The organism is Aquamicrobium lusatiense, from assembly GCF_014201615.1.
Lineage (GTDB): Bacteria > Pseudomonadota > Alphaproteobacteria > Rhizobiales > Rhizobiaceae > Mesorhizobium > Mesorhizobium lusatiense.
The window spans coordinates 1,557,096-1,575,464 of record NZ_JACHEU010000001.1 but is presented as its reverse complement, the minus strand read 5'-3'; the positions used below and the strand labels follow the sequence as shown (position 1 = coordinate 1,575,464).

The 18,369-nt window shown below is 61.4% G+C and carries 19 protein-coding genes; 8 read left to right on the top strand and 11 right to left on the bottom strand.

Going from position 1 to position 18,369, the window contains the following annotated elements:
• Positions 1-3 precede the first annotated feature (3 nt).
• A complete protein-coding gene (moaB, locus tag HNR59_RS07530) occupies positions 4-543 on the top strand; it encodes a molybdenum cofactor biosynthesis protein B (protein ID WP_183828089.1) in 540 nt (179 codons plus the stop codon).
• A 24-nt stretch (positions 544-567) separates the two neighbouring features.
• Here moaB and HNR59_RS07525 read toward each other — a convergent pair whose 3' ends face one another.
• The 3 genes from HNR59_RS07525 to HNR59_RS07515 are packed head-to-tail and all read right to left on the bottom strand — an operon-like array spanning position 568 to position 3,197.
• A complete protein-coding gene (locus tag HNR59_RS07525) occupies positions 568-1,428 on the bottom strand; it encodes a C40 family peptidase (RefSeq protein ID WP_425488628.1) in 861 nt (286 codons plus the stop codon).
• 11 nt (positions 1,429-1,439) lie between these two features.
• Complete coding sequence (locus HNR59_RS07520; RefSeq protein WP_183828086.1) at positions 1,440-1,790, bottom strand: MarR family winged helix-turn-helix transcriptional regulator; 351 nt, start codon at positions 1,788-1,790, stop codon at positions 1,440-1,442.
• Between the two features lie 36 nt (positions 1,791-1,826).
• The gene (locus HNR59_RS07515; protein ID WP_183831434.1) at positions 1,827-3,197 is read right to left on the bottom strand and encodes a leucyl aminopeptidase family protein; all 1,371 of its coding nucleotides are present in this window, start codon (positions 3,195-3,197) and stop codon (positions 1,827-1,829) included.
• A 256-nt stretch (positions 3,198-3,453) separates the two neighbouring features.
• On the opposite strand from HNR59_RS07515, the gene HNR59_RS07510 reads away from it, so the two are divergent.
• The 4 genes from HNR59_RS07510 (at position 3,454) to HNR59_RS20975 (ending at position 7,493) form a co-directional block, all read left to right on the top strand.
• A complete protein-coding gene (locus tag HNR59_RS07510) occupies positions 3,454-4,719 on the top strand; it encodes a mechanosensitive ion channel domain-containing protein (RefSeq protein WP_183831433.1) in 1,266 nt (421 codons plus the stop codon).
• A gap of 160 nt (positions 4,720-4,879) precedes the next feature.
• The gene (locus HNR59_RS07505) at positions 4,880-5,122 is read left to right on the top strand and encodes a hypothetical protein (protein WP_183828084.1); all 243 of its coding nucleotides are present in this window, start codon (positions 4,880-4,882) and stop codon (positions 5,120-5,122) included.
• 177 nt (positions 5,123-5,299) lie between these two features.
• Entirely contained in the window at positions 5,300-6,124 is an 825-nt protein-coding gene (locus tag HNR59_RS07500; protein WP_183828082.1) for a tetratricopeptide repeat protein, read from the top strand.
• A 196-nt stretch (positions 6,125-6,320) separates the two neighbouring features.
• On the top strand, positions 6,321-7,493 hold the full coding sequence (locus HNR59_RS20975) for a diguanylate cyclase (RefSeq protein WP_183828080.1): 1,173 nt from the start codon (positions 6,321-6,323) through the stop codon (positions 7,491-7,493).
• 88 nt (positions 7,494-7,581) lie between these two features.
• Here the strand turns inward: HNR59_RS20975 and HNR59_RS07490 are convergent, their stop codons facing one another.
• The 8 genes from HNR59_RS07490 to HNR59_RS07455 form a co-directional block, all read right to left on the bottom strand.
• Positions 7,582-8,613: a type II secretion system F family protein gene (locus HNR59_RS07490; protein WP_183828077.1), complete on the bottom strand. Its 1,032-nt coding sequence runs from the start codon at positions 8,611-8,613 to the stop codon at positions 7,582-7,584.
• Between the two features lie 46 nt (positions 8,614-8,659).
• Positions 8,660-9,673 carry a type II secretion system F family protein gene (locus tag HNR59_RS07485; RefSeq protein ID WP_183828075.1) on the bottom strand — a complete coding sequence of 338 codons (1,014 nt, stop codon included), beginning with the start codon at positions 9,671-9,673 and terminating at the stop codon, positions 8,660-8,662.
• 27 nt (positions 9,674-9,700) lie between these two features.
• Positions 9,701-11,188 (bottom strand): TadA family conjugal transfer-associated ATPase, encoded by a 1,488-nt coding sequence (locus HNR59_RS07480; RefSeq protein WP_183828073.1) that lies wholly within the window; start codon positions 11,186-11,188, stop codon positions 9,701-9,703.
• A 32-nt stretch (positions 11,189-11,220) separates the two neighbouring features.
• Positions 11,221-12,501, bottom strand: a complete 1,281-nt coding sequence (locus HNR59_RS07475; RefSeq protein WP_183828070.1) for a CpaE/TadZ family protein — start codon at positions 12,499-12,501, stop codon at positions 11,221-11,223.
• A gap of 31 nt (positions 12,502-12,532) precedes the next feature.
• Complete coding sequence (locus HNR59_RS07470; RefSeq protein ID WP_183828067.1) at positions 12,533-13,216, bottom strand: CpaD family pilus assembly protein; 684 nt, start codon at positions 13,214-13,216, stop codon at positions 12,533-12,535.
• Positions 13,217-13,230: 14 nt separating this feature from the next.
• Complete coding sequence (locus tag HNR59_RS07465; RefSeq protein WP_183828064.1) at positions 13,231-14,754, bottom strand: type II and III secretion system protein family protein; 1,524 nt, start codon at positions 14,752-14,754, stop codon at positions 13,231-13,233.
• Positions 14,751-15,566 carry a Flp pilus assembly protein CpaB gene (gene cpaB / locus HNR59_RS07460; RefSeq protein ID WP_183828061.1) on the bottom strand — a complete coding sequence of 272 codons (816 nt, stop codon included), beginning with the start codon at positions 15,564-15,566 and terminating at the stop codon, positions 14,751-14,753. Before cpaB ends, HNR59_RS07465 begins: the two co-directional genes overlap by 4 nt.
• A gap of 193 nt (positions 15,567-15,759) precedes the next feature.
• On the bottom strand, positions 15,760-16,278 hold the full coding sequence (locus HNR59_RS07455) for an A24 family peptidase (protein WP_183828058.1): 519 nt from the start codon (positions 16,276-16,278) through the stop codon (positions 15,760-15,762).
• Positions 16,279-16,437: 159 nt separating this feature from the next.
• Between HNR59_RS07455 and HNR59_RS07450 the strand changes: the two genes are divergently transcribed.
• From HNR59_RS07450 to HNR59_RS07440, 3 genes are all read left to right on the top strand, one after another.
• Positions 16,438-16,902, top strand: a complete 465-nt coding sequence (locus tag HNR59_RS07450; protein ID WP_246374527.1) for a pilus assembly protein N-terminal domain-containing protein — start codon at positions 16,438-16,440, stop codon at positions 16,900-16,902.
• Positions 16,903-17,055: 153 nt separating this feature from the next.
• A complete protein-coding gene (locus HNR59_RS07445; RefSeq protein ID WP_183828055.1) occupies positions 17,056-17,664 on the top strand; it encodes a TadE/TadG family type IV pilus assembly protein in 609 nt (202 codons plus the stop codon).
• 29 nt (positions 17,665-17,693) lie between these two features.
• Entirely contained in the window at positions 17,694-18,323 is a 630-nt protein-coding gene (locus HNR59_RS07440) for a TadE/TadG family type IV pilus assembly protein (protein WP_246374525.1), read from the top strand.
• Positions 18,324-18,369: the final 46 nt, after the last annotated feature.

Genomic DNA, 18,369 nt, shown 5'->3' with positions numbered 1-18,369 from the left:
ATCATGTCCGATCAGCGCCCCTTCATCCCCGTGCGTTTCGCGGTGCTGACCGTGTCGGACACGCGCAGCCTCGCGGAAGATCGCTCCGGCCAGACGCTGGCCGACCGCATAGCGGAAGCCGGCCATGTTCTGGCCGCACGTGACATCGTGACCGACGACAGGCAGGCGATCCGCGACAAGGTGCTTGGCTGGTCGCAGGATGACGGCATCGATGCCATCATCACCACCGGCGGCACCGGCTTCACCGGCCGCGACGTGACGCCCGAGGCGCTGGAGCCGATCTTCGAGAAACGCATGGACGGCTTCTCGGAAGTGTTCCACCGCATTTCCTACAACAAGATCGGCACGTCGACCATCCAGAGCCGCGCCACCGGCGGGGTGGTCAACGCCACCTTCGTCTTCGTGCTGCCGGGCTCCCCCGGCGCCTGCCGGGATGCCTGGGACGGCATCCTCAAAGCCCAGTTCGATTACCGGCACATGCCCTGCAATTTCGTGGAGATCATGCCCCGGCTGGACGAGCATTTGCGCCGTACCAAGAGCTGAGCCCGCAGATCAGGAGCCAGCGAATCAGGGGCGGCGGAAGCCGGTCGGAGTTCCGTAGAGATAGCCGATGCGGTCGATCGCATCGCTCAGGCCCTCACGGGCCACGGTCATGGTGTGGCCGTTGGCATGGATCATGTTTTTGCTATCCGTCATGATCGCGACATGCCCTTTCCAGAACACGAGGTCACCGCGTCTCAGACCGGCGTGATCCGCGCCCGGCTCAAGCGGCTCGCCAAGGCCGGCTGCCTGCATGTCGGAATCGCGCAGCACATCGCGACCGGCCATGCGCATGGCGAGCTGGACCAGCCCCGAGCAATCGATGCCGAACCCGGAGGCGCCCCCCCACAGATAGGGCGTGCCGAGGAGGGTTTCCGCCACCGCCACATAATCCGGCGTATGCTGTTCAGCAGGCACCAGATGGCCGGCGATCACCGCCCTGCCATCGTCCAGAAGGGCATAGGCTGTGCCGCGCGTTTCGGCCGCGCCCACCACCGCGACAGCGGAGCCCAGCGACAGAACGCCGGCACGCGGAAAGCGCAGGTCGGGACCCGGATAGACGAAGGTGCGCGGCACGGAGACCAGATGCGTCGGAGCCGGGCCCCGCGCACCGGTTTCAGCCTCGCGCACATAGCCGACATAGCCGTCGCGCTCGGCCTGCACCCATGCCCAGCCATCGGCGACGTCATAGACCAGCACATCGTCGCCGAACAGAAACTGCGTGTTGACGCCGGCATCGGCGCGCGGTGCTGTCAGCACGTCCGCGACAGCCACCGATATACGCGCCGGCTGGCCCGGAACGAAGCGCTGCGCTTCAACCTGTCCCTCCAGCCGGGCATCGGCAAGGTCGGGACGATAAGCATGCAGGCGGCGGTCGGATAGGGTCACGGCGGCATCTTTCAGGTCGGAAGGTCGAGGGCTTTGGCGACAATATCATCGCCGAAGCGCTCGACATAGAGTGCCCCTTCGACGGTGCGGCGGATGAGAACGTTGCGGCGATCGTTCTCGTCTCTATGGCGCGACACCAGCTTCATCGCGCCCATCGTGTCGAGCGCGCGGGTGATGACCGGCTTGGTAACGCCGAGCTTCGCGGCTAGCCCCCGCACCGTATGCGGCGGCGGGTCGAGATAGATGGTGAACAGGATCGCCATCTGGCGCATGGTCAGATCATGCGCATCGTCGCGCACTTCGTGCAGGCACACCTGCTGCCACAGCCGCAAGGCCTGTATCGGACGCATGGAAACAACCATGCGCCCGGTTTAGCCCAAAATCGTTTCGGTTCCGTTTCAGTTTCCGAAGCGTTTCGAGATCACCTGTTCCAGCGCGCGGATGCCCTGCGCCTCGCCGCCCACCGGGGCATGCGGCCGCTCTGCCGGGGTCCAGCCGTAGATGTCGAAATGCGCCCAGGCGGCGGTGTTCTCCACAAAGCGCCTGAGGAACAGGGCGGCGGTGATCGACCCGGAAAAGCCGTCCGTGGTGACATTGTTCAGGTCGGCCACTTTCGACGCCAGTTTGGCGTCATATGGCCGCCACAGCGGCATGCGCCACAGCGGGTCCTCGACATCGGCGGATGCGGCGGCGATCTCGCCGGCCAGCGCCTCGTCGTCTGTATAGAAAGGCGGCAGATCGGGGCCGAGCGCCACGCGCGCCGCACCTGTCAGCGTCGCCATGTCGATCAGAAGCTCCGGCTTTTCCTCATCGGCCAGCGCCAGCGCATCGCCCAGCACCAGACGCCCTTCCGCATCGGTGTTGCCGATCTCGACGGTCAGTCCCTTGCGGCTTTGCAGCACGTCTCCGGGGCGGAAGGCATTGCCGGAAATGGCGTTTTCCACTGCGGGAATGAGAACGCGCAGCCGCACCTTCAGCCCGCCCGCCATGATCATGGATGCGAGCCCCAGCACATTGGCGGCCCCGCCCATGTCCTTCTTCATCAACAGCATGCCGGAGGCCGGCTTGATGTCGAGCCCGCCGGTGTCGAAGCACACGCCCTTGCCGACCAGCGTCACCTTCGGCGCGTCCTCCCGCCCCCAGCGCAGGTCGATCAGGCGCGGCGCCTTGTCGGACGCGCGGCCGACCGCGTGGATCATCGGGAAGCTGGCGGCAAGAAGATCGTCGCCGGCCGTCACCGAGACCTCTGCGCCATGCCTTGCCGCCAGGTCCCGCGCCGCCTTTTCCAGCGCGTCCGGGCCCATGTCATTGGTCGGCGTGTTGATCAGGTCGCGCGTGAGGAAGACGCTTTCCGTCAGGCGCCCGAGCCGTCCTGCATCCACCCCTTCGGGAACGGAGAGCCGCAACCGGCGACCGGGTTTCTTGCCATAGCGGGTGAAGACATAGCCGCCGAGCGCCACGGCGAGTGCGGCGATTTCCGGCTTATCAAGCGCGCCCTGCAACTGCCAGTCGCCATCCGGCAGGGCCCGCGCCAGAGCACCGAGTGCCAGCGCACTGCTTGCCCCATCGCCAAGGCCGAACACGGCGCCGCCAATGTTCCCGCTCTCGCCCGGCAGCACCAGCGTCCTGCCGGCCTGACCGTCGAAGCCGTTTGCCTGCGCCCATGCCAGCGCCTGCTCGGAAAGCCCGGCATCCGCCAGCCTGTCCTTGCCGACGAGATAAACAGGAAGGGCCCGGTCCGGACCGATTGCGGCGAATTCAACAGACATCATGCATCTCCAGCCGGCGCGTCAGGCCCGCCGGCATTTTCAGTTGGATCACTAGGACGATCACGGCTTATCAGGTCGCGAGCAGGCGATAAACAGGGTTCAAAAAGCGGCTTTGCCCCTGTCTGCGCAGGCTGAGAGCCCTATTTTAACCGGAAGGTTCGAATAAGGCCCTTCTTGCGGCTATGGTGGGCTCAGCCGATTCCAATTCCCGAACATTGATCATACAGATGAGGCAGGCGAGACAGTGACGGTCTCCATTCAAGAATTTTTCCAGTCCTATCCCTGGCTTCAGACCCTTACCGCGCTCATCGCGCTGATACTGGCGGCCCTGTTCGCCAACTTCATCGTGAAGTCGGTTCTTCTCCAGATCCTCAACCGCATCGTTGCCAGAACGGCATTCGGGCGCGACGAGGAATTGCGTCGCCATGGCGTGATAGAACGGCTGGCCAATGTCACGCCGGCGCTGGTGATCGCCGCAGGCATCGTGGCGGTGCCCGGCCTTCCGGCCGTCGTGGTCACGGTGGTGACGAATGTAGCCAATGCCTTCATGATTCTCATGGTGGCAATGGCGATCAGCGCCGCTTTCAACATCGTCGACACGCTTTATCACCGCCGGCCGGAAGCCCGGATGAAGCCCATCAAGGGCTACATTCAGGTGGTCAAGATCGCCGTCTATGTGGTCGCCGCACTGCTGATGATCGCAACCCTCATCGACCGTTCCCCGCTGATCCTGCTCTCGGGTCTCGGTGCGATGGCCGCGGTTCTCATTCTGGTGTTTCAGGATACCCTGCTTTCGCTGGTCGCCGGCATCCAGATTTCATCCACCGGCATGGTGCGGGTGGGCGACTGGATCGAGATGCCCAGCCTCAACGCCGATGGCGACGTCATCGAGATCGCGCTGCACACCGTGCAGGTGCGCAATTTCGACAAGACCATCACCACCATTCCGATCCGCAAGCTGGTCACCGATTCGTTCAAGAACTGGCGCGGCATGCAGGAATCGGGCGGACGGCGCATCAAGCGATCCATCTATCTCGACCAGACGAGCATCAGGTTCCTCTCGACGGAAGAGCTCGCAAAACTCGAGTCCTTCGGTCTGCTGGAAACCTATCTCAGGCATAAGAAAAACGAGATTTCCGAGTGGAACGGCAAGCTTGGCGAGAAGGCGAGAGTGGCAGCGAACACGCGCCGGATCACCAATATCGGCACGTTCCGCGCCTATGTGGACACCTATCTGCGCAACCATCCGGGCGTGCACAAGGGCATGACCATCATGGTCCGGCAGCTCCAGCCCGGGCCGGAAGGTCTGCCGATCGAGATCTACTGCTTCACCAACACCACCGTCTGGACTTCATACGAGGGGATTCAGGCGGATATATTCGACCACCTGTTCGCCATCCTGCCCGAATTCGCACTGGCGGTGTTCCAGAATCCAAGTGGTGCCGACCTCAGCTCATGGGCCTCGGCCCGCCCCTATCTGGCAAATCTGGAAGAGGCGAAGGAAGCGGCCGGCGTGAACTGAAGCACCCGGAAACCACCGCGAAACGGCATCGCTCCGGTGCGGCCGTTTCGCGGTAAAATATGAAGTGATCCTCGGGCGAGCCCCGTGCCATTCTCCGGCCCACCGGCGGCTGCTAGACACGGCAGGCCTTTCACAAGGCTGGTTAAATACGAGGAAAAACATGAAAACCTATATTCTTGCCCTGTCCATCATGATGGCTGCCACGCCGGCCTTCGCCTGCACGGCCGAAGAAGTACAGTCGAAGGCGATGGAGGTTTCGACCAAGATGCAGGAACTGGCCGCCACGAACCCGGAGAAGGCAATGGAGATCGGGCAGAAGCTTGCGACTGCGCAATCTCAGGCCACCACCGACCTCGATGGCGCATGCAAACTCTATGACGGCATTCTCGAAGATCTGAAGTAATCTTTTCGGGGCCTGCCCGGCGACTTCGCCGGCGCAGGTCCTTGCCCACGAGTAATACCACGCCTGTTAACGCTTCCGGCGCCCCAATTAACCAACCATTAGGGTTAACGGACTATTGATTTGCATGAGGATCGGCCGCCCTGAAACGGCCGCGCCAGCAGATGGAGGCGGGCTCTCATGCAGATTTGGCGCAATCACGCCGCGAACGGACGCCGTCTGGTAACGGCTGCTCTCGCAATTGTCCTGATGGCAAGTGTCTCGGGCTGTGGCACCGACAAGATGAAGACCGGCTCTATCGGTCGCGCCAGTGGCGGCAAATCGATGGAGACGATGTCCTCCGGTCAGTTGCGCAACGCATCCGCGAGCCTCGGCAAGGCCTATGCTGCAAACCCGAACGACAAGGCAACTGCCATACAGTTCGCCACGGTCCTGCAGATGGACGGAAATGCCCAGCAATCGCTGGCCGTCATGCGCAAGCTGGCCATCGCCCATCCGAAAGACAGGCAGGTTCTTGCCGCCTATGGCAAGGCGCTCGCGGCCAATGGCCAGTTTGAGCCGGCGCTTGACGCCGTTCGCCGGGCCCAGACCCCGGAATATCCGGACTGGCGCCTGATGTCTGCCGAGGGAGCTATACTCGACCAGATCGGCCAGAAGGACAATGCCCGCCAGCTCTATCGCAAGGCGCTCGATCTCAAGCCGGAAGAACCCTCGGTGCTGTCCAATCTCGGCATGTCCTATGTTCTGGAAGGCGATCTGCGAACTGCGGAAAGCTTCCTCGCCTCGGCGGCACGACAGCCGGGCGCCGACAGCCGCGTGCGCCAGAACCTTGCGCTGGTCGTGGGCCTGCAGGGGCGCTTCGACGAGGCCGAACGCATCGCCTCGCAGGAACTGTCGCCCGATCAGGCACGATCCAACGTGGCCTATCTGCGCTCCATGCTGGCGCAGCAGAATTCCTGGAGCCAGCTGAAGGCGCAGGACGGCAAGAAATCCGCGACAAACTGACATTTTCCGGTCCGGCGACACCCCATCCGGCAAGCCATATTGCGTTTACGTCAAGGTAAGGTGATAAGCTCGTCCCCGGCAGGCACTTCAGGCGCGTTGCTCTCTTCATGAAGGCCCGGCATCATTGCCGACCTTTCATGAAGAACAGCCGTGAACCCTGCCCAACTGGGTGATTTCACAAGCCGGACCCTGTATCGTGGCGCTCGACTTTCTGACGCTCTACATCGTCATCCTGCTCAACTCGCTGACCGTCAGCGTGATCTGGGCAGCGGTTTCCTATGTGTACCGCTCTTTCATCACCGCCCGCATCTGGCTGGCAGGCTGCCTGCTGTCGGTAATCGGCGGCGCTGTCCTGTCGCTGCAAGGCAATGAGGGCGCACTGGTCCCGGCTATCGTCGGAAACGGCTTCGTCATCTTCGGCTTCTGTCTTTTCTGGGTCGGCGTGCGCCATTTTTACGGCGCTGGCGGAGGCTGGAAGTCCAGTGTCGCCATCACCATCGTCAGCATGCTGTGCATGGTGGCTGCCTTCGAAAGCTGGAACTGGCGCAACGTCGTTTATGCAACGGCTCAATCCGTCCCGATGCTGCTTGCCGCGATTTTCCTGCTGCGCCGTCCGGAGCGAAAGCTTGGCGACTGGATCGCCGCTGCCGCCATGCTGATCGGCGTGGCTGGTCATGCGGTGGAAACAGCCCTGAATTTTGCGCTCATGGGCGGCTACACGGACCGCAGCTTCTACAATGTCGTCGAGTCCTACGCGCTTCTGTGCGTGATCTTCAGCGGCGTGGTGTGGAACTTCGGCTTTGTCGTCATGGCCATGGACCGGCTCCGCGACGAGGTCGCCGCCCTCGCCTCGAAGGACGCGTTGACCGGGCTGCCGAACCGACGCCTGTTTCTGGAACGCCTCGCCGCCGAAGTCATGAGATCGGGCCGCACCGGACGCCCCTTCGCGGTTTTCATCATCGATCTCGACCTGTTCAAGGAAATCAACGACGAGCACGGCCATGCGGCGGGCGACGATGCCTTGCGTCATCTGGCGCATATCCTGTCATCGCATCTGAGGCCGACGGACTTCCCGGCCCGCTATGGCGGGGATGAATTTTGCGCGGTTCTGCCGGAAACCACGGCGGCGCAGGCGAAATCCTGCGCATCTGCGCTTGTCGAAGCCGTACGCTCGCAGCCATGGCGCTGGCAGGGCCGCAGCTTTCCGCTCAGCGTCAGTCTGGGCGCGGCGGTGTGGTCGAAAGCCTCCCCCACTCAGCCAGAATCACTGATGGAACAGGCGGATCAGGCACTCTACGCAGTCAAAAAGCGTGGCCGCAACGGGTGCGAAGTCTTCAGCCCGGCACTCGCACAGAGCGACGCTGCTTGATCGGACGGAAGTGCAACAGCACCGGGGTTGCCTTGCGGATAGCCGGTCACAAACATGAGGGGCAGGACTGTGCCCTCTTCGGCCGCCGCTACTCGACGCTGGAACTTGAGGTGGCCTTTGGCTGATCGCCGAAGAAACCGCCATTTTCGCGCAGTTGCATGATTGCCGGGCCGATGATGACCGCAAACAGCACGGGCAGGAAAAACAGGATCATCGGCACGGTAAGTTTAGGCGGCAGCGCGGCAGCCTTCTTTTCCGCCTCGGTCATGCGCGCTTCGCGGCTTTCCGCCGAAAGCACGCGCAAGGCATGAGCGACCGGCGTGCCGTATCGCTCTGCCTGAATAAGCGCCTGCGTAACCGACTTCACCGGCTCCAGCCCCGTGCGCTCGGCCAGATTTTCGTAAGCCTGCCGGCGCTCCTGCAGATAGGAAAGCTCGGCGGTGGTCAGGATGAACTCTTCGGCAAGCTCCACCGACTGGGAGCCAATCTCGTCGGCCACCTTGCGCATCGCCGATTCGACCGACATGCCCGACTCGACGCAGATCAGCATCAGATCCAGCGCATCTGGCCAGGCGCGCTTGATCGATTCTTTACGCTTGGTGGCGCGGTTGGTGACGTAGACGACAGGTGCGTAGAACCCCGCATAGGCAGCGCCGATGCAGGCGAAAACACGGATCATCGTCGGCTTTTCCGCCATGACGCCGAGACCGAAGATGTAGAACACCGCAAAAGACAGACCGGCAAAGGGCAGGACGAGGCGGAAGAACAGGAATTTCGTCATCGGATTCTGGCCTCGGAAACCGGCCGTCTTGAGATGACGCACCGTGTTCTCGTCGGCCAGAAGGCGACGCAGATCGAGCTTGTCGACGATGTTGCGCATGCCGGTGGACTGCTGCTCGCGCAGGCCACGGCTGCGGCGCTCGGCCTCCGCCGCCAGACGCGCGCGCTGCTTCGCGCGCAGTTCGTCCCGCTCCAGCGCAACCGCTTTCATCCGGGTCTTGAGCGGATCGCCGCCGAATGCCGGGAGCAGCGTCATCATGGTTGCGAAAACAGCGATGCCGACCAGAATTGCCGTCAGGAACACCGGATCGGTCAGGGTCTTGATGGTCAGATCTGTCACGGCAAACTCCCGTTCAATGCATCCAATAAGCGCGTCCGCTTAAATCCTAGACGTCGAAGTTCATCATCTTGCGCATCACGAAAATGCCGATCGACATCCACAAAGCCGAAACGCCGAGGATCATGTTTCCGCCGGAGGTGGTGAACAAGGGCGTGATGTATTCCGGGCTCGTGAGATAGACGAGAAACGCCACGATGATGGGCAGCGAACCGATGATGACGGCCGATGCCTTTGCCTCCATCGACAAGGCTGCGACCTTGGCTTTCATCTTCTTGCGATCACGCAACACACGCGAAAGATTGCCAAGAGCCTCCGACAGATTGCCACCGGCCTGCGCCTGAATCTGGATGACGATTCCGAAGAATCCCGCTTCCGAACACGGCATGGTTTCAGGCATCCGCATGGCGGCATCGGGAATGGACAGGCCCATCTGCTGGGCATCGACGATACGACGGAATTCGCCGCGTACCGGTTCCGGTGCTTCTGAAGCAATCAGGCGCACCCCGTCGTTCAGAGGCAGGCCCGATTTCACCGCGCGCACGATGATGTCCAGCGCGTTTGGAAATTCGTTGAGGAAGGCCTTTACGCGCCGCGCACGCAGGAAGGATACGATCCAGCGCGGCAGGCCAAGGCCGCCAGCCACAAGAACGCCGGGCAGAATGACAGGCGGCAGACCAGCCACAAAGGCAACCAGCGTCAGGGCAAGTCCGCATATCGCCGAGTAGAGATAGAAACGCCCGAGGCTCAGATCGAGACCGGCCTGCCGGATCTGAAGCTTGAGAGGCGCTTTACTGACATTACGGTCCTGAAGCTTCTGCTTCTCGTCCAGTTCCTTCAGGGATTCCTGAACCGACTTGCGGCGCTTTGCTGCCTCAGCGACACGATCGCGCGAGGCCTTGACCGAGGCTCTGTCAGAGTCGGCGGCCTTGATCGTCTGCAAACGCTTACCGACGTTCTTTTCTTCGCTGATGCGGTTGAACAGAAAGGCGTAGGCCACCGCGCCGGCGCTCATGCCAGCCAGCACAACAAACATCAGGACGGTGCTGTCAATTCCGAACATTGCGGCTGCCCTCCACGCTCATGGTGCTCAATCAGCCCGCTTTTCCATGGCTTCCAACGCGACAGCCAGCCTCTGATCCTCGCCATAATAGCGGGCGCGGTCCCAGAAGTGCGGCCGGCCGATACCCGTCGAGACATGCTCGCCGATCAGCTTGCCGTTCGCGTCCTCGCCCTTGATGTTGTAGAGAACCAGATCCTGGGTAATGACGACGTCGCCTTCCATGCCGATCACTTCGGTGACGTGGGTAATGCGGCGTGAGCCATCGCGCAGGCGGGCAGCCTGAACGATCACGTCGACCGAGCCGACGATGATCTCGCGCACCGTGCGCTGCGGCAGCGAATAGCCGCCCATGGCGATCATGGATTCCATACGGCTGAGGCATTCACGCGGGCTGTTGGCGTGGATTGTTCCCATCGAGCCGTCGTGGCCTGTGTTCATGGCCTGCAGCAGGTCGAACACTTCCGGCCCGCGCACCTCGCCAACGATGATCCGCTCCGGGCGCATGCGCAGGCAGTTCTTCACCAGATCGCGCATCGTCACCTCGCCCTCGCCTTCAAGGTTAGGCGGGCGGGTTTCGAGGCGCACTACATGCGGCTGCTGAAGCTGAAGCTCTGCCGAGTCCTCGCAGGTTATGATGCGCTCGTCACGGTCGACATAGTTGGTCAGACAGTTGAGCAGGGTGGTCTTGCCCGAACCCGTGCCGCCCGAGATCACCACATTGCAGCGTACGCGCCCGATGATCTTGAGGATTTCCGCGCCTTCCGGCGAGATCGCGCCAAAACGCACGAGCTGGTCGAGCGTCAGCTTGTCCTTCTTGAACTTGCGGATGGTGAGCGCGGTTCCGTCGATGGCCAGCGGCGGCGCGATCACGTTGACACGAGAACCATCGGGCAGTCTGGCGTCGCAGATGGGTGAGGATTCATCGACGCGGCGGCCGACCTGGCTGACGATGCGCTGACAGATGTTGAGCAATTGCTGGTTGTCGCGGAAGCGAATGCCGGTCTGCTCGACCTTGCCGTTCACCTCGATATAGACGTTGCGCGAGCCGTTCACCATGATATCGGCGATGTCGTCGCGGGCCAGAAGCGGCTCCAGCGGACCATAGCCGAGAACGTCATTGCAGATGTCTTCGAGCAGTTCCTCCTGCTCGGCAATCGACATGGCGAAATTCTTGATCGCGATGATGTCGTTGACGATATCGCGGATTTCCTCGCGCGCCGCCTCGGGATCAAGCTTGGCGAGCTGCGACAGGTCGATGGTGTCGATCAGCGCGGCGAAGACCTGGCTCTTGGTGTCGTAATAGCTTTCGCTGCGCTCGCGCTGCACGCGCTTTGGCTGGGCCGCCAGCGGGGGAGCCTCGACAACACGGCGCGCAGGCGGTGGCACTGGCGCAGCCGGCTCGGCAATGCGCGATGCCGAAGCGTCCGCTGCGCCTGCAGCAGGAGCTGCCGGCGCAGGCGCTGGCCGCGAGAACAACGGCTTGTCCCTGTCGTCACTGCCTCTTTTTCCGAACATGATCGACTACCTGTCCCCTGCCCCGGCTATGCTCACTTTGCGCGCTTCAGCTTTTCAAGGATCGAGCCCAGTCCGGCCTTCTTGCGAGCCTTGATTTCGGCGCGCCCCGTCAGCACATGGGCGATGTCGTTGATGGTGGCCACAACCGGGCTTTTGGCATCCATTTCGCCCAGCATGCGCCCGTTATTGGCGGCATTGCCGAAAAGCTGCGGATCGAAGGGGATCACTGCCATCGGCTCCGTTTCCAGAGGCTCGGCGAAATCCTGAACCGAAATCTCGGGGCGCTTCGGCACGCCCGTCTGGTTGAGGATCAGCTTTGGCGGCGGATCGTTGGGCCGCAGACGCTTCAGCATGTCCATAAGGTTCTTGGTGTTGCGCAGGTTGGCGAGTTCCGGCGTCGCGGTGATCACCACCTCGTCGGCGTGCATGAGCGTGCTCTTGCTCCAGCCGCTCCAGATATGGGGAACGTCGAGGACGATGACGGGCGCGGTGCGCTGCGCCGTATCGATGATCTGGGCGAAGGCGTCGGCGTCGAAATCATAGACCCGGTCGAGCGTCGAAGGCGCAGCCAGCAGCGACAGGTTTTCCGCGCACTGGGCCAGCAGGCGGTCGAGATAGACCTCGTCGACGCGCTCGGGCGAGAACACAGCCTCGGCAATCCCCTGAGCCGGATCCTGATCGAAATTGATGTTGGCCGTGCCGAAAGCGAGATCCATGTCGGCGACGACAACCTCGGACCTGAACAGCGAGGAAATCGCCCAGCCCACATTGTGCGCAATGGTGGACGAGCCGGTGCCGCCCTTGGCTCCGACGAAAGCGATGGAACGGCCGATCGGGGCCGCTTCCGGATCCACGAAAATCGTGGCAATGACGCTGACGATGTCGGCCATCGATACCGGCGCAACCACATATTCGGAAATGCCGTTGCGGATCAGCTCGCGATACAGTCCGACATCATTGTAGTGCCCGACGACAACGACCTTGGTGGAAGGGTCGCAATGCTCGGCGAGTTGCGCAAGCTGCTCCAGCAGTTCCTTCGGCTCGCTGCGAGACTCCAGAATGATCAGGTTCGGCGTCGGCGCGGTCTGATAGAACTCTATCGCCGTGGCGATCCCGCCCATATGCACCTTCAGATGCGCCTTCGACATGCGGCGGTCATCGCCGGCACGTTCGATGGGAACCGAGACCCCTTCGCTCTCGCAGAACGCCTGGATGGAGATGCGCGGGATCGGCCGCAGCATCTGCATGGAGGTCAGGTCCTGTTCGGCGGAAATTTCCGCCTCGATCGCATGTTCATAAGCCAGATTTGTCATGCTGCTTGCCCCCCGGACAGGCCGGACTTCATCAATAGTTCACTTCGCGAGCAGTGGTGCCGTTTCCGGCTTCCCGGTAAACGTCGATAACCACGTTACGGTTTTCCGCATCTATTGTGGTCCGCCTGCGCGGACCCAGCAGGTCGGCCGGATTGGCGATCTGTGCGGCCAGATTGTTCTGGTACGAGCAGCCGAAATTCGCGTAGTGCCTGTTGTCGGACGTATCCAGAATATCCTTCGGCCAGCGCCCGCATTTGTCGGTCTGCGCCCTGATCGAGCTGTAGACCAGCCGCACCGGCGCGGTCAGTTCATCGGGCGAAGCCTGATAGCGCGCCATCGCGATGCGATTGGGCCTGACGCCGTTTGCCGCGGCCAGGCGAGCAAACTCGCGGGCTACCTTGCCGGCGGCATGCTCGTTTGCGGATCCGGCCGGGACTGCAATCGTAAGAACAGGAGCAGCACCAGTATCATATCCGTCAAGGAACCCGGCCAGCGCCTGACGCTGCATCTTGGAGACGCCCTGTGCCGAGGCAGACACCGGCAGATCCAGTGTCTTGTCCTTCTCCGAAATGACGATCGGATGATTGGTGCGATAGTCATCCGGAATGGACCCGACGACAACGCTGTCGCGATTGGCGCATCCGGCCAGCAGCGCGGCGGCGGCCACGGTCAGGATTGCGACACTTGCCCTTGCTTTGAACATTGCGCTCGACATGCCCGTTTCCCCGCTCACTTATAGATGAAGCCGACCATGCCGTGATAGCGACCGGCAGGCTTGTCGGTTTTCATGGTGCCGTAGACACGGTTCACGCGGCCAAGGAACATGGCGGCGCCATCGCTTGCGGCATTGAAATTGTCATCCGGCTTGGCCAGCTCATTGCGCGCCACCGGCTTCGACAGATAGGGCGTGACGATGATGACCAGCTCGGTTTCGTTGCGCACAAAGTCCCGGCTGCGAAACAGCGTTCCCAGAACCGGAATCTTCGACATGCCGGGCAGACCCGTAGCAACCTGACGCACGTCATCGCGCACGAGGCCCGCGATCATCATCGATCCACCAGAGGGAAGTTCGATTGTTGTGTCGGCGAGGCGCTTACGCAGGGATACCGAGTTGACCGTCATTCCTCGCCCGCCACTGCTCATGCCGGGTGACTCGTTGGTCGGTTCCGAAACAGAAGTCCTGACCTTCAGGCTGATGCGGCCCGCTGAGAGAACGACAGGTCGGAATTCGAGGCCGATCCCATACTCGATCCTGCGGTAATCAAGCACAACATCGCCATCGCGATTATCATCGTTTCTGGTGCTGGATACACCGTCAAATATGTTGAATTCACCACCAACCCGGAACGTCGCCTGTTCACCTGAAATAGCGGTGAGTGTCGGCTCGGCCAACGTTTTCATAACGCCGGCCTGCTCCATTGCGTTCAGATAACCGTCGATCAGTGTGCTTCCGGCACTGTAGCTGCCGGTAATATTGGAACTTGGGATGCCCCCAAGGCCCATTGCGTTCTCACTCAGCGCTCCCCAGGAAATGCCGTTGGAATTTCCACTGGCCAAAATGCCGACATTGAGCTGCTTCATCACGTTGCGGCTGACCTCGGCGACCGTCACTTTCAGCGTGACCTGATCTTCGCCCATGATCTGAAGCATGTTGATGATGGCGCTGCGCTGGCGCTGGCTGTCGGGATTGTTGATGTCCACGCCGGAATTCGAGGACCCGCCGGCCGCCGTCTGGGAATATTGGCCCGTCGTCGCCTCACCGCCGGTCACGAATGCATTCGCAAGCTGCTCGGCGCGCTTGGCATCCAGAGGTGTGTCGACCGTGCCGGTCAGAACCACGTTGTCGTTGACCAGTTCAACCCTGATGTTCGAATTCGGGATGAAGCGCTTGAGATAGTCTTCGATGCCGGCGACATCGCGCTCGATCGTCAGGTCGAAGCTGGCGATCTGCTCGCCGTTGGGTCCGAACACGAAGATGTTGGTTTCACCAACCGCCTTGCCGAAAAGATAAATCCGCCTCGACGTGCGCGTCACCGCGTCGGCGACGCCGGGATTGGCGACCAGAATGTCGTAAGCGTCACGCGGCAGATCGATGACCACCGATTTGTTGAGGCCAAGCTTGATGCGCTGACTGGCTGAGGTCGCGCTCACCTGGCCCGCGGCATCGGCCGTCGTCGTTCCGGACGGAACGGTGACCGCGAAAATAGCGAGAGCGGCGGCGACTGTGACCGGAAGTTTCCTGAATGACCTCATTTCCTTGCCCCCACTTCGGAAACTTCGCCGGACCGGATAAGACGCACGGTGCCGCGGCGGCCGTTGCCGCTGACCAGATAGTCTGCCTCGCTCAGGCCTGTTTCCTGCGTATCCTTGATCGAGCGCAGCGCCAGCGTGAGGCGATCCGCCATCTGCTGGGCGACGGTGATGATTTCCGACTGTCGCGGCGTCAGCTCCAGCGTCGCGGTCTGGCCAACCCGCGTCTTCTTGCCCTCCTCATCCTCCTGGATGGTCTGATCAATGGCGAGGACGCGGATGTTCTTCAGGATCGTTTCGGTGGTGAAGCCGCTGCCGCCGCCGGCATTGTCGGCACGGCGGGTCATGATGACGTCCACATAATCGTTGGGAAGGATGAAGCCGCCGGCTGATGTATCGGCTGCGATCGAAGTGGCCACCGCGCGGTGGCCCGACGGCAGGATCGACGACATGAAGCTCTGTCCTTCGTCGATCAGTTTCGCACGCCGCACCGGCTCGCCACTGTACATCGCCATGCGCGTGACGGAACCTTTCAGCTTTTCGACCGCGTCGGGTTCGTTGTCTCGCGTGATAAAGTGCTGGTTGACGGCATTTTCGGGCCATGCCGACCAGGCCACATTGGAGCCCAGCGGCGCGCCGATCGGCACATCGCCCGACACAACGGCTACATCGACCATCTTCACGGCCGGCTCACGCGGCTGCGGCTCAGCCACGACAGGCTGCGGCGGCGGAACCGCCATGTTCTTGGCGACATAGCCCGCACCGCCCGCAGCGGCGACCGCAACGCCCAAAATTATCAAACGGGATGCAGCCATACGTCCAACCCCTAAGCCCCAGAAGCATCAACCCAGGTCGGATATTGCAGCGCCAATCCTCAAATTATGGTTAATGAGCCGCTTACGAAATTGCTTAACGCAAGGTTATCGTCGCTTTCCGCCAAAAAAATACGCCGCACGGTCAGGTGCGGCGTATTGGAAGCTTGTTCCGGAAATTCTGCGTTTCAGGCGATCAGCCTGCCAGACGGGCGATGGCCCACGCGGCCAGCGCGGTTTTGGGATAGATCACAAGGCCCGCGAAACCCAGCGCAACACCGTAGGGGATACCCACGCTGGTATCGCCGAAATGGCGCAGGAACATGTTGTTGCGCGTGAAATCCGCCAGAAACGACCTGCGATACATGAGTGTGGCAAGCGTCAGCATGCCGCCGACAAACGATGCATAGATAAGGTATTCCGCCAGCAGCATGTCGAAGCCCATCCAGACGGCGGTTGCCGCCATGAGCTTTGCGTCGCCGCCACCCATGCCGCCGATGGCAAACAGTACGAAGGTTGCGCTCAGAACCAGCGCGCCCGCGGCCAGATGCATTCCCACAGTGCTCCACTCCATGCCGGTCAGCGGGGCGATCACCAGGAAGCTGCCCACCAGCACCAGAGACACGCGATTGGCGATGGTCATCGAAAGCGCATCCGAGACCGCTGCGAAGACCATGCAAAACGGGAAAATGACGAAAATCAAAGCTTCAAGCATGGAGGCCCCACCCGACATGTAATGACAGGCGCATCCTTACATGCCTTGCGTTAAAGATCGGTGAGCCTGTGCCTGAATGGCTGCATGCGAAGCTTAACCGTTGCTTCACCAAAACCGTTCATATTCCGTTGATCACTCTGGCGGAGCGGGAGAACGGGCATGGGCATGTCGAGACCGGTGTTGCTTGCGGGCGCTTTGTTCGCGGCGGGAAACTGCACAGTCTGGGCCGCAGAAACGACTGTTGCCGAGCCGGTAGTGGAAACGGCCGCGCCCGCAACAGAAGCCGGCATCGAGGTCGTCATGAACCAGGCCCGCATCGTCAAGCTGTCGCGCCCGGCCGATACGATCGTGATCGGCAACTCCGAAATCGCGGATGCATCGGTTCAGGATGCCACGACGGTAATCCTGACCGGCAAGGGATTTGGGGTCACCAATCTGGTCATTCTGGACAGCGACGGGGCTCCGATCATGGATGAACAGGTGACGGTCGCGCGCCAGACGGCATCGACGGTGCGCATCTACAGGCGCTCAGACGTGCAGACCATGTCCTGCACGCCATATTGCGAAAGCTCCCACAAGAGCGAGGCCGAGAGACTGTCTGACAGCGACATGAGGCGCGAGTAACCGGCTCATCAGGTCAACCGCATCCGGCCGCGGCAATCCAAGGTTGACGCACCCTTAATTGCCACCGTCGGAATTTAGCGATCCCCCAAACGGGACTTCAACGGCTTCCCGCTATGATCCGATCCACTGACAAAGGGGGTCGGCGGTAGAGACATGGAAAGCGTTCCCAACAGGTCCCGCACGAAGGCGAGGCGGAATCTGACGAGTCTTCTCGGCAGGTTCAGGCGCGATGCAAAAGGCAGCACGGCGATTGAATTCGGCATGCTCATCCTGCCGTTCGCCCTGCTGACCTTCGCCATTCTGGAAAGCTGCATCTCGTTTGCGGGAAAACAGATGCTTGCGAACGCCGCCGACGATGTGGCGCGCCAGTTCCGCACCGGCCAGTGGCAGGCACCGGTCACGGCTGCAGAAAAAACAGCCTTGCAGGAAAAGATCTTCACACTTGTCTGCGGCCGGATGTCGGTCATCGTCACCGAGAACTGCCCCGGACTGAAGATAGACCTTCGTCACTTCGACAATTTCACCGATGCCGCGAAACTCGGCTACGCCATCGAAGGCAAGCAGCTGGTTCTGACGGACGACGGCAAGACGGACACCAAGGGCTTCGTCATCGATCCGGGTTCGACCATGTCGCGTAACATGCTGCGCCTCTTCTACGAATGGCCGATCATCACCGACTACATGAGCAAATACATGGCACCGCTGGCAGACAACAAGACGGTGCATTTTGCCACCATGACCTGGCAGAACGAACCTTACTGACACGCGCCGCCGCACACAAACGGCTGAAGATGATCGCTGGTACGGGGGTACTAAGCATGCTGAAAAATCTGAGAGAGAAAATCGCCGGTTTCAGGCGCGACCGGCGCGGCGTTGCGGCGGTCGAGTTCGCTTTCATCGCACCGATCATGCTGGCGCTTTATTTCATGACCGTGGAAGCGGTGCAGGGCATCGATACCAGCAAGCAACTCAGCCGGCTGGGCTCCATGGTCGCCGATCTCGTCGGGCAACAGGATACTCTGACGAAGGAGGCTCTGACAGGCATCATGCGCGTTGGCCAGACGACGATGCGTCCCTACAATCGCTCCAGCCCGACGATCACGGTCACCGGGATCAAGATTTCAAAGAACAAAAGTGGCAGCCTCGAACCCAAGGTCGAGTGGTCGGGAAAACTGACGAACAACACCTACAGCACGGGTATCGCCAAAAACTCCATCGTCACCGTGCCGGAGAACATGAAGACTGACGACACGTTCCTCATAAAGGTGGAAATCAGCCTGGGTTACAGACCGATCATCGCCTGGGCCTCAGGCGCTGAAAGAACCACGGGCCTCACCGGCGCGTTCAGCAACATCAATATGAACGAGGTCTATTACGGCAGACCGCGAATCCGGCGGGAAATCGCCTGTTCCAACTGCTGACCCAGCGGCAGGCCTGACCGGCGTTTGCAGATTGCCAAGGTGCCAT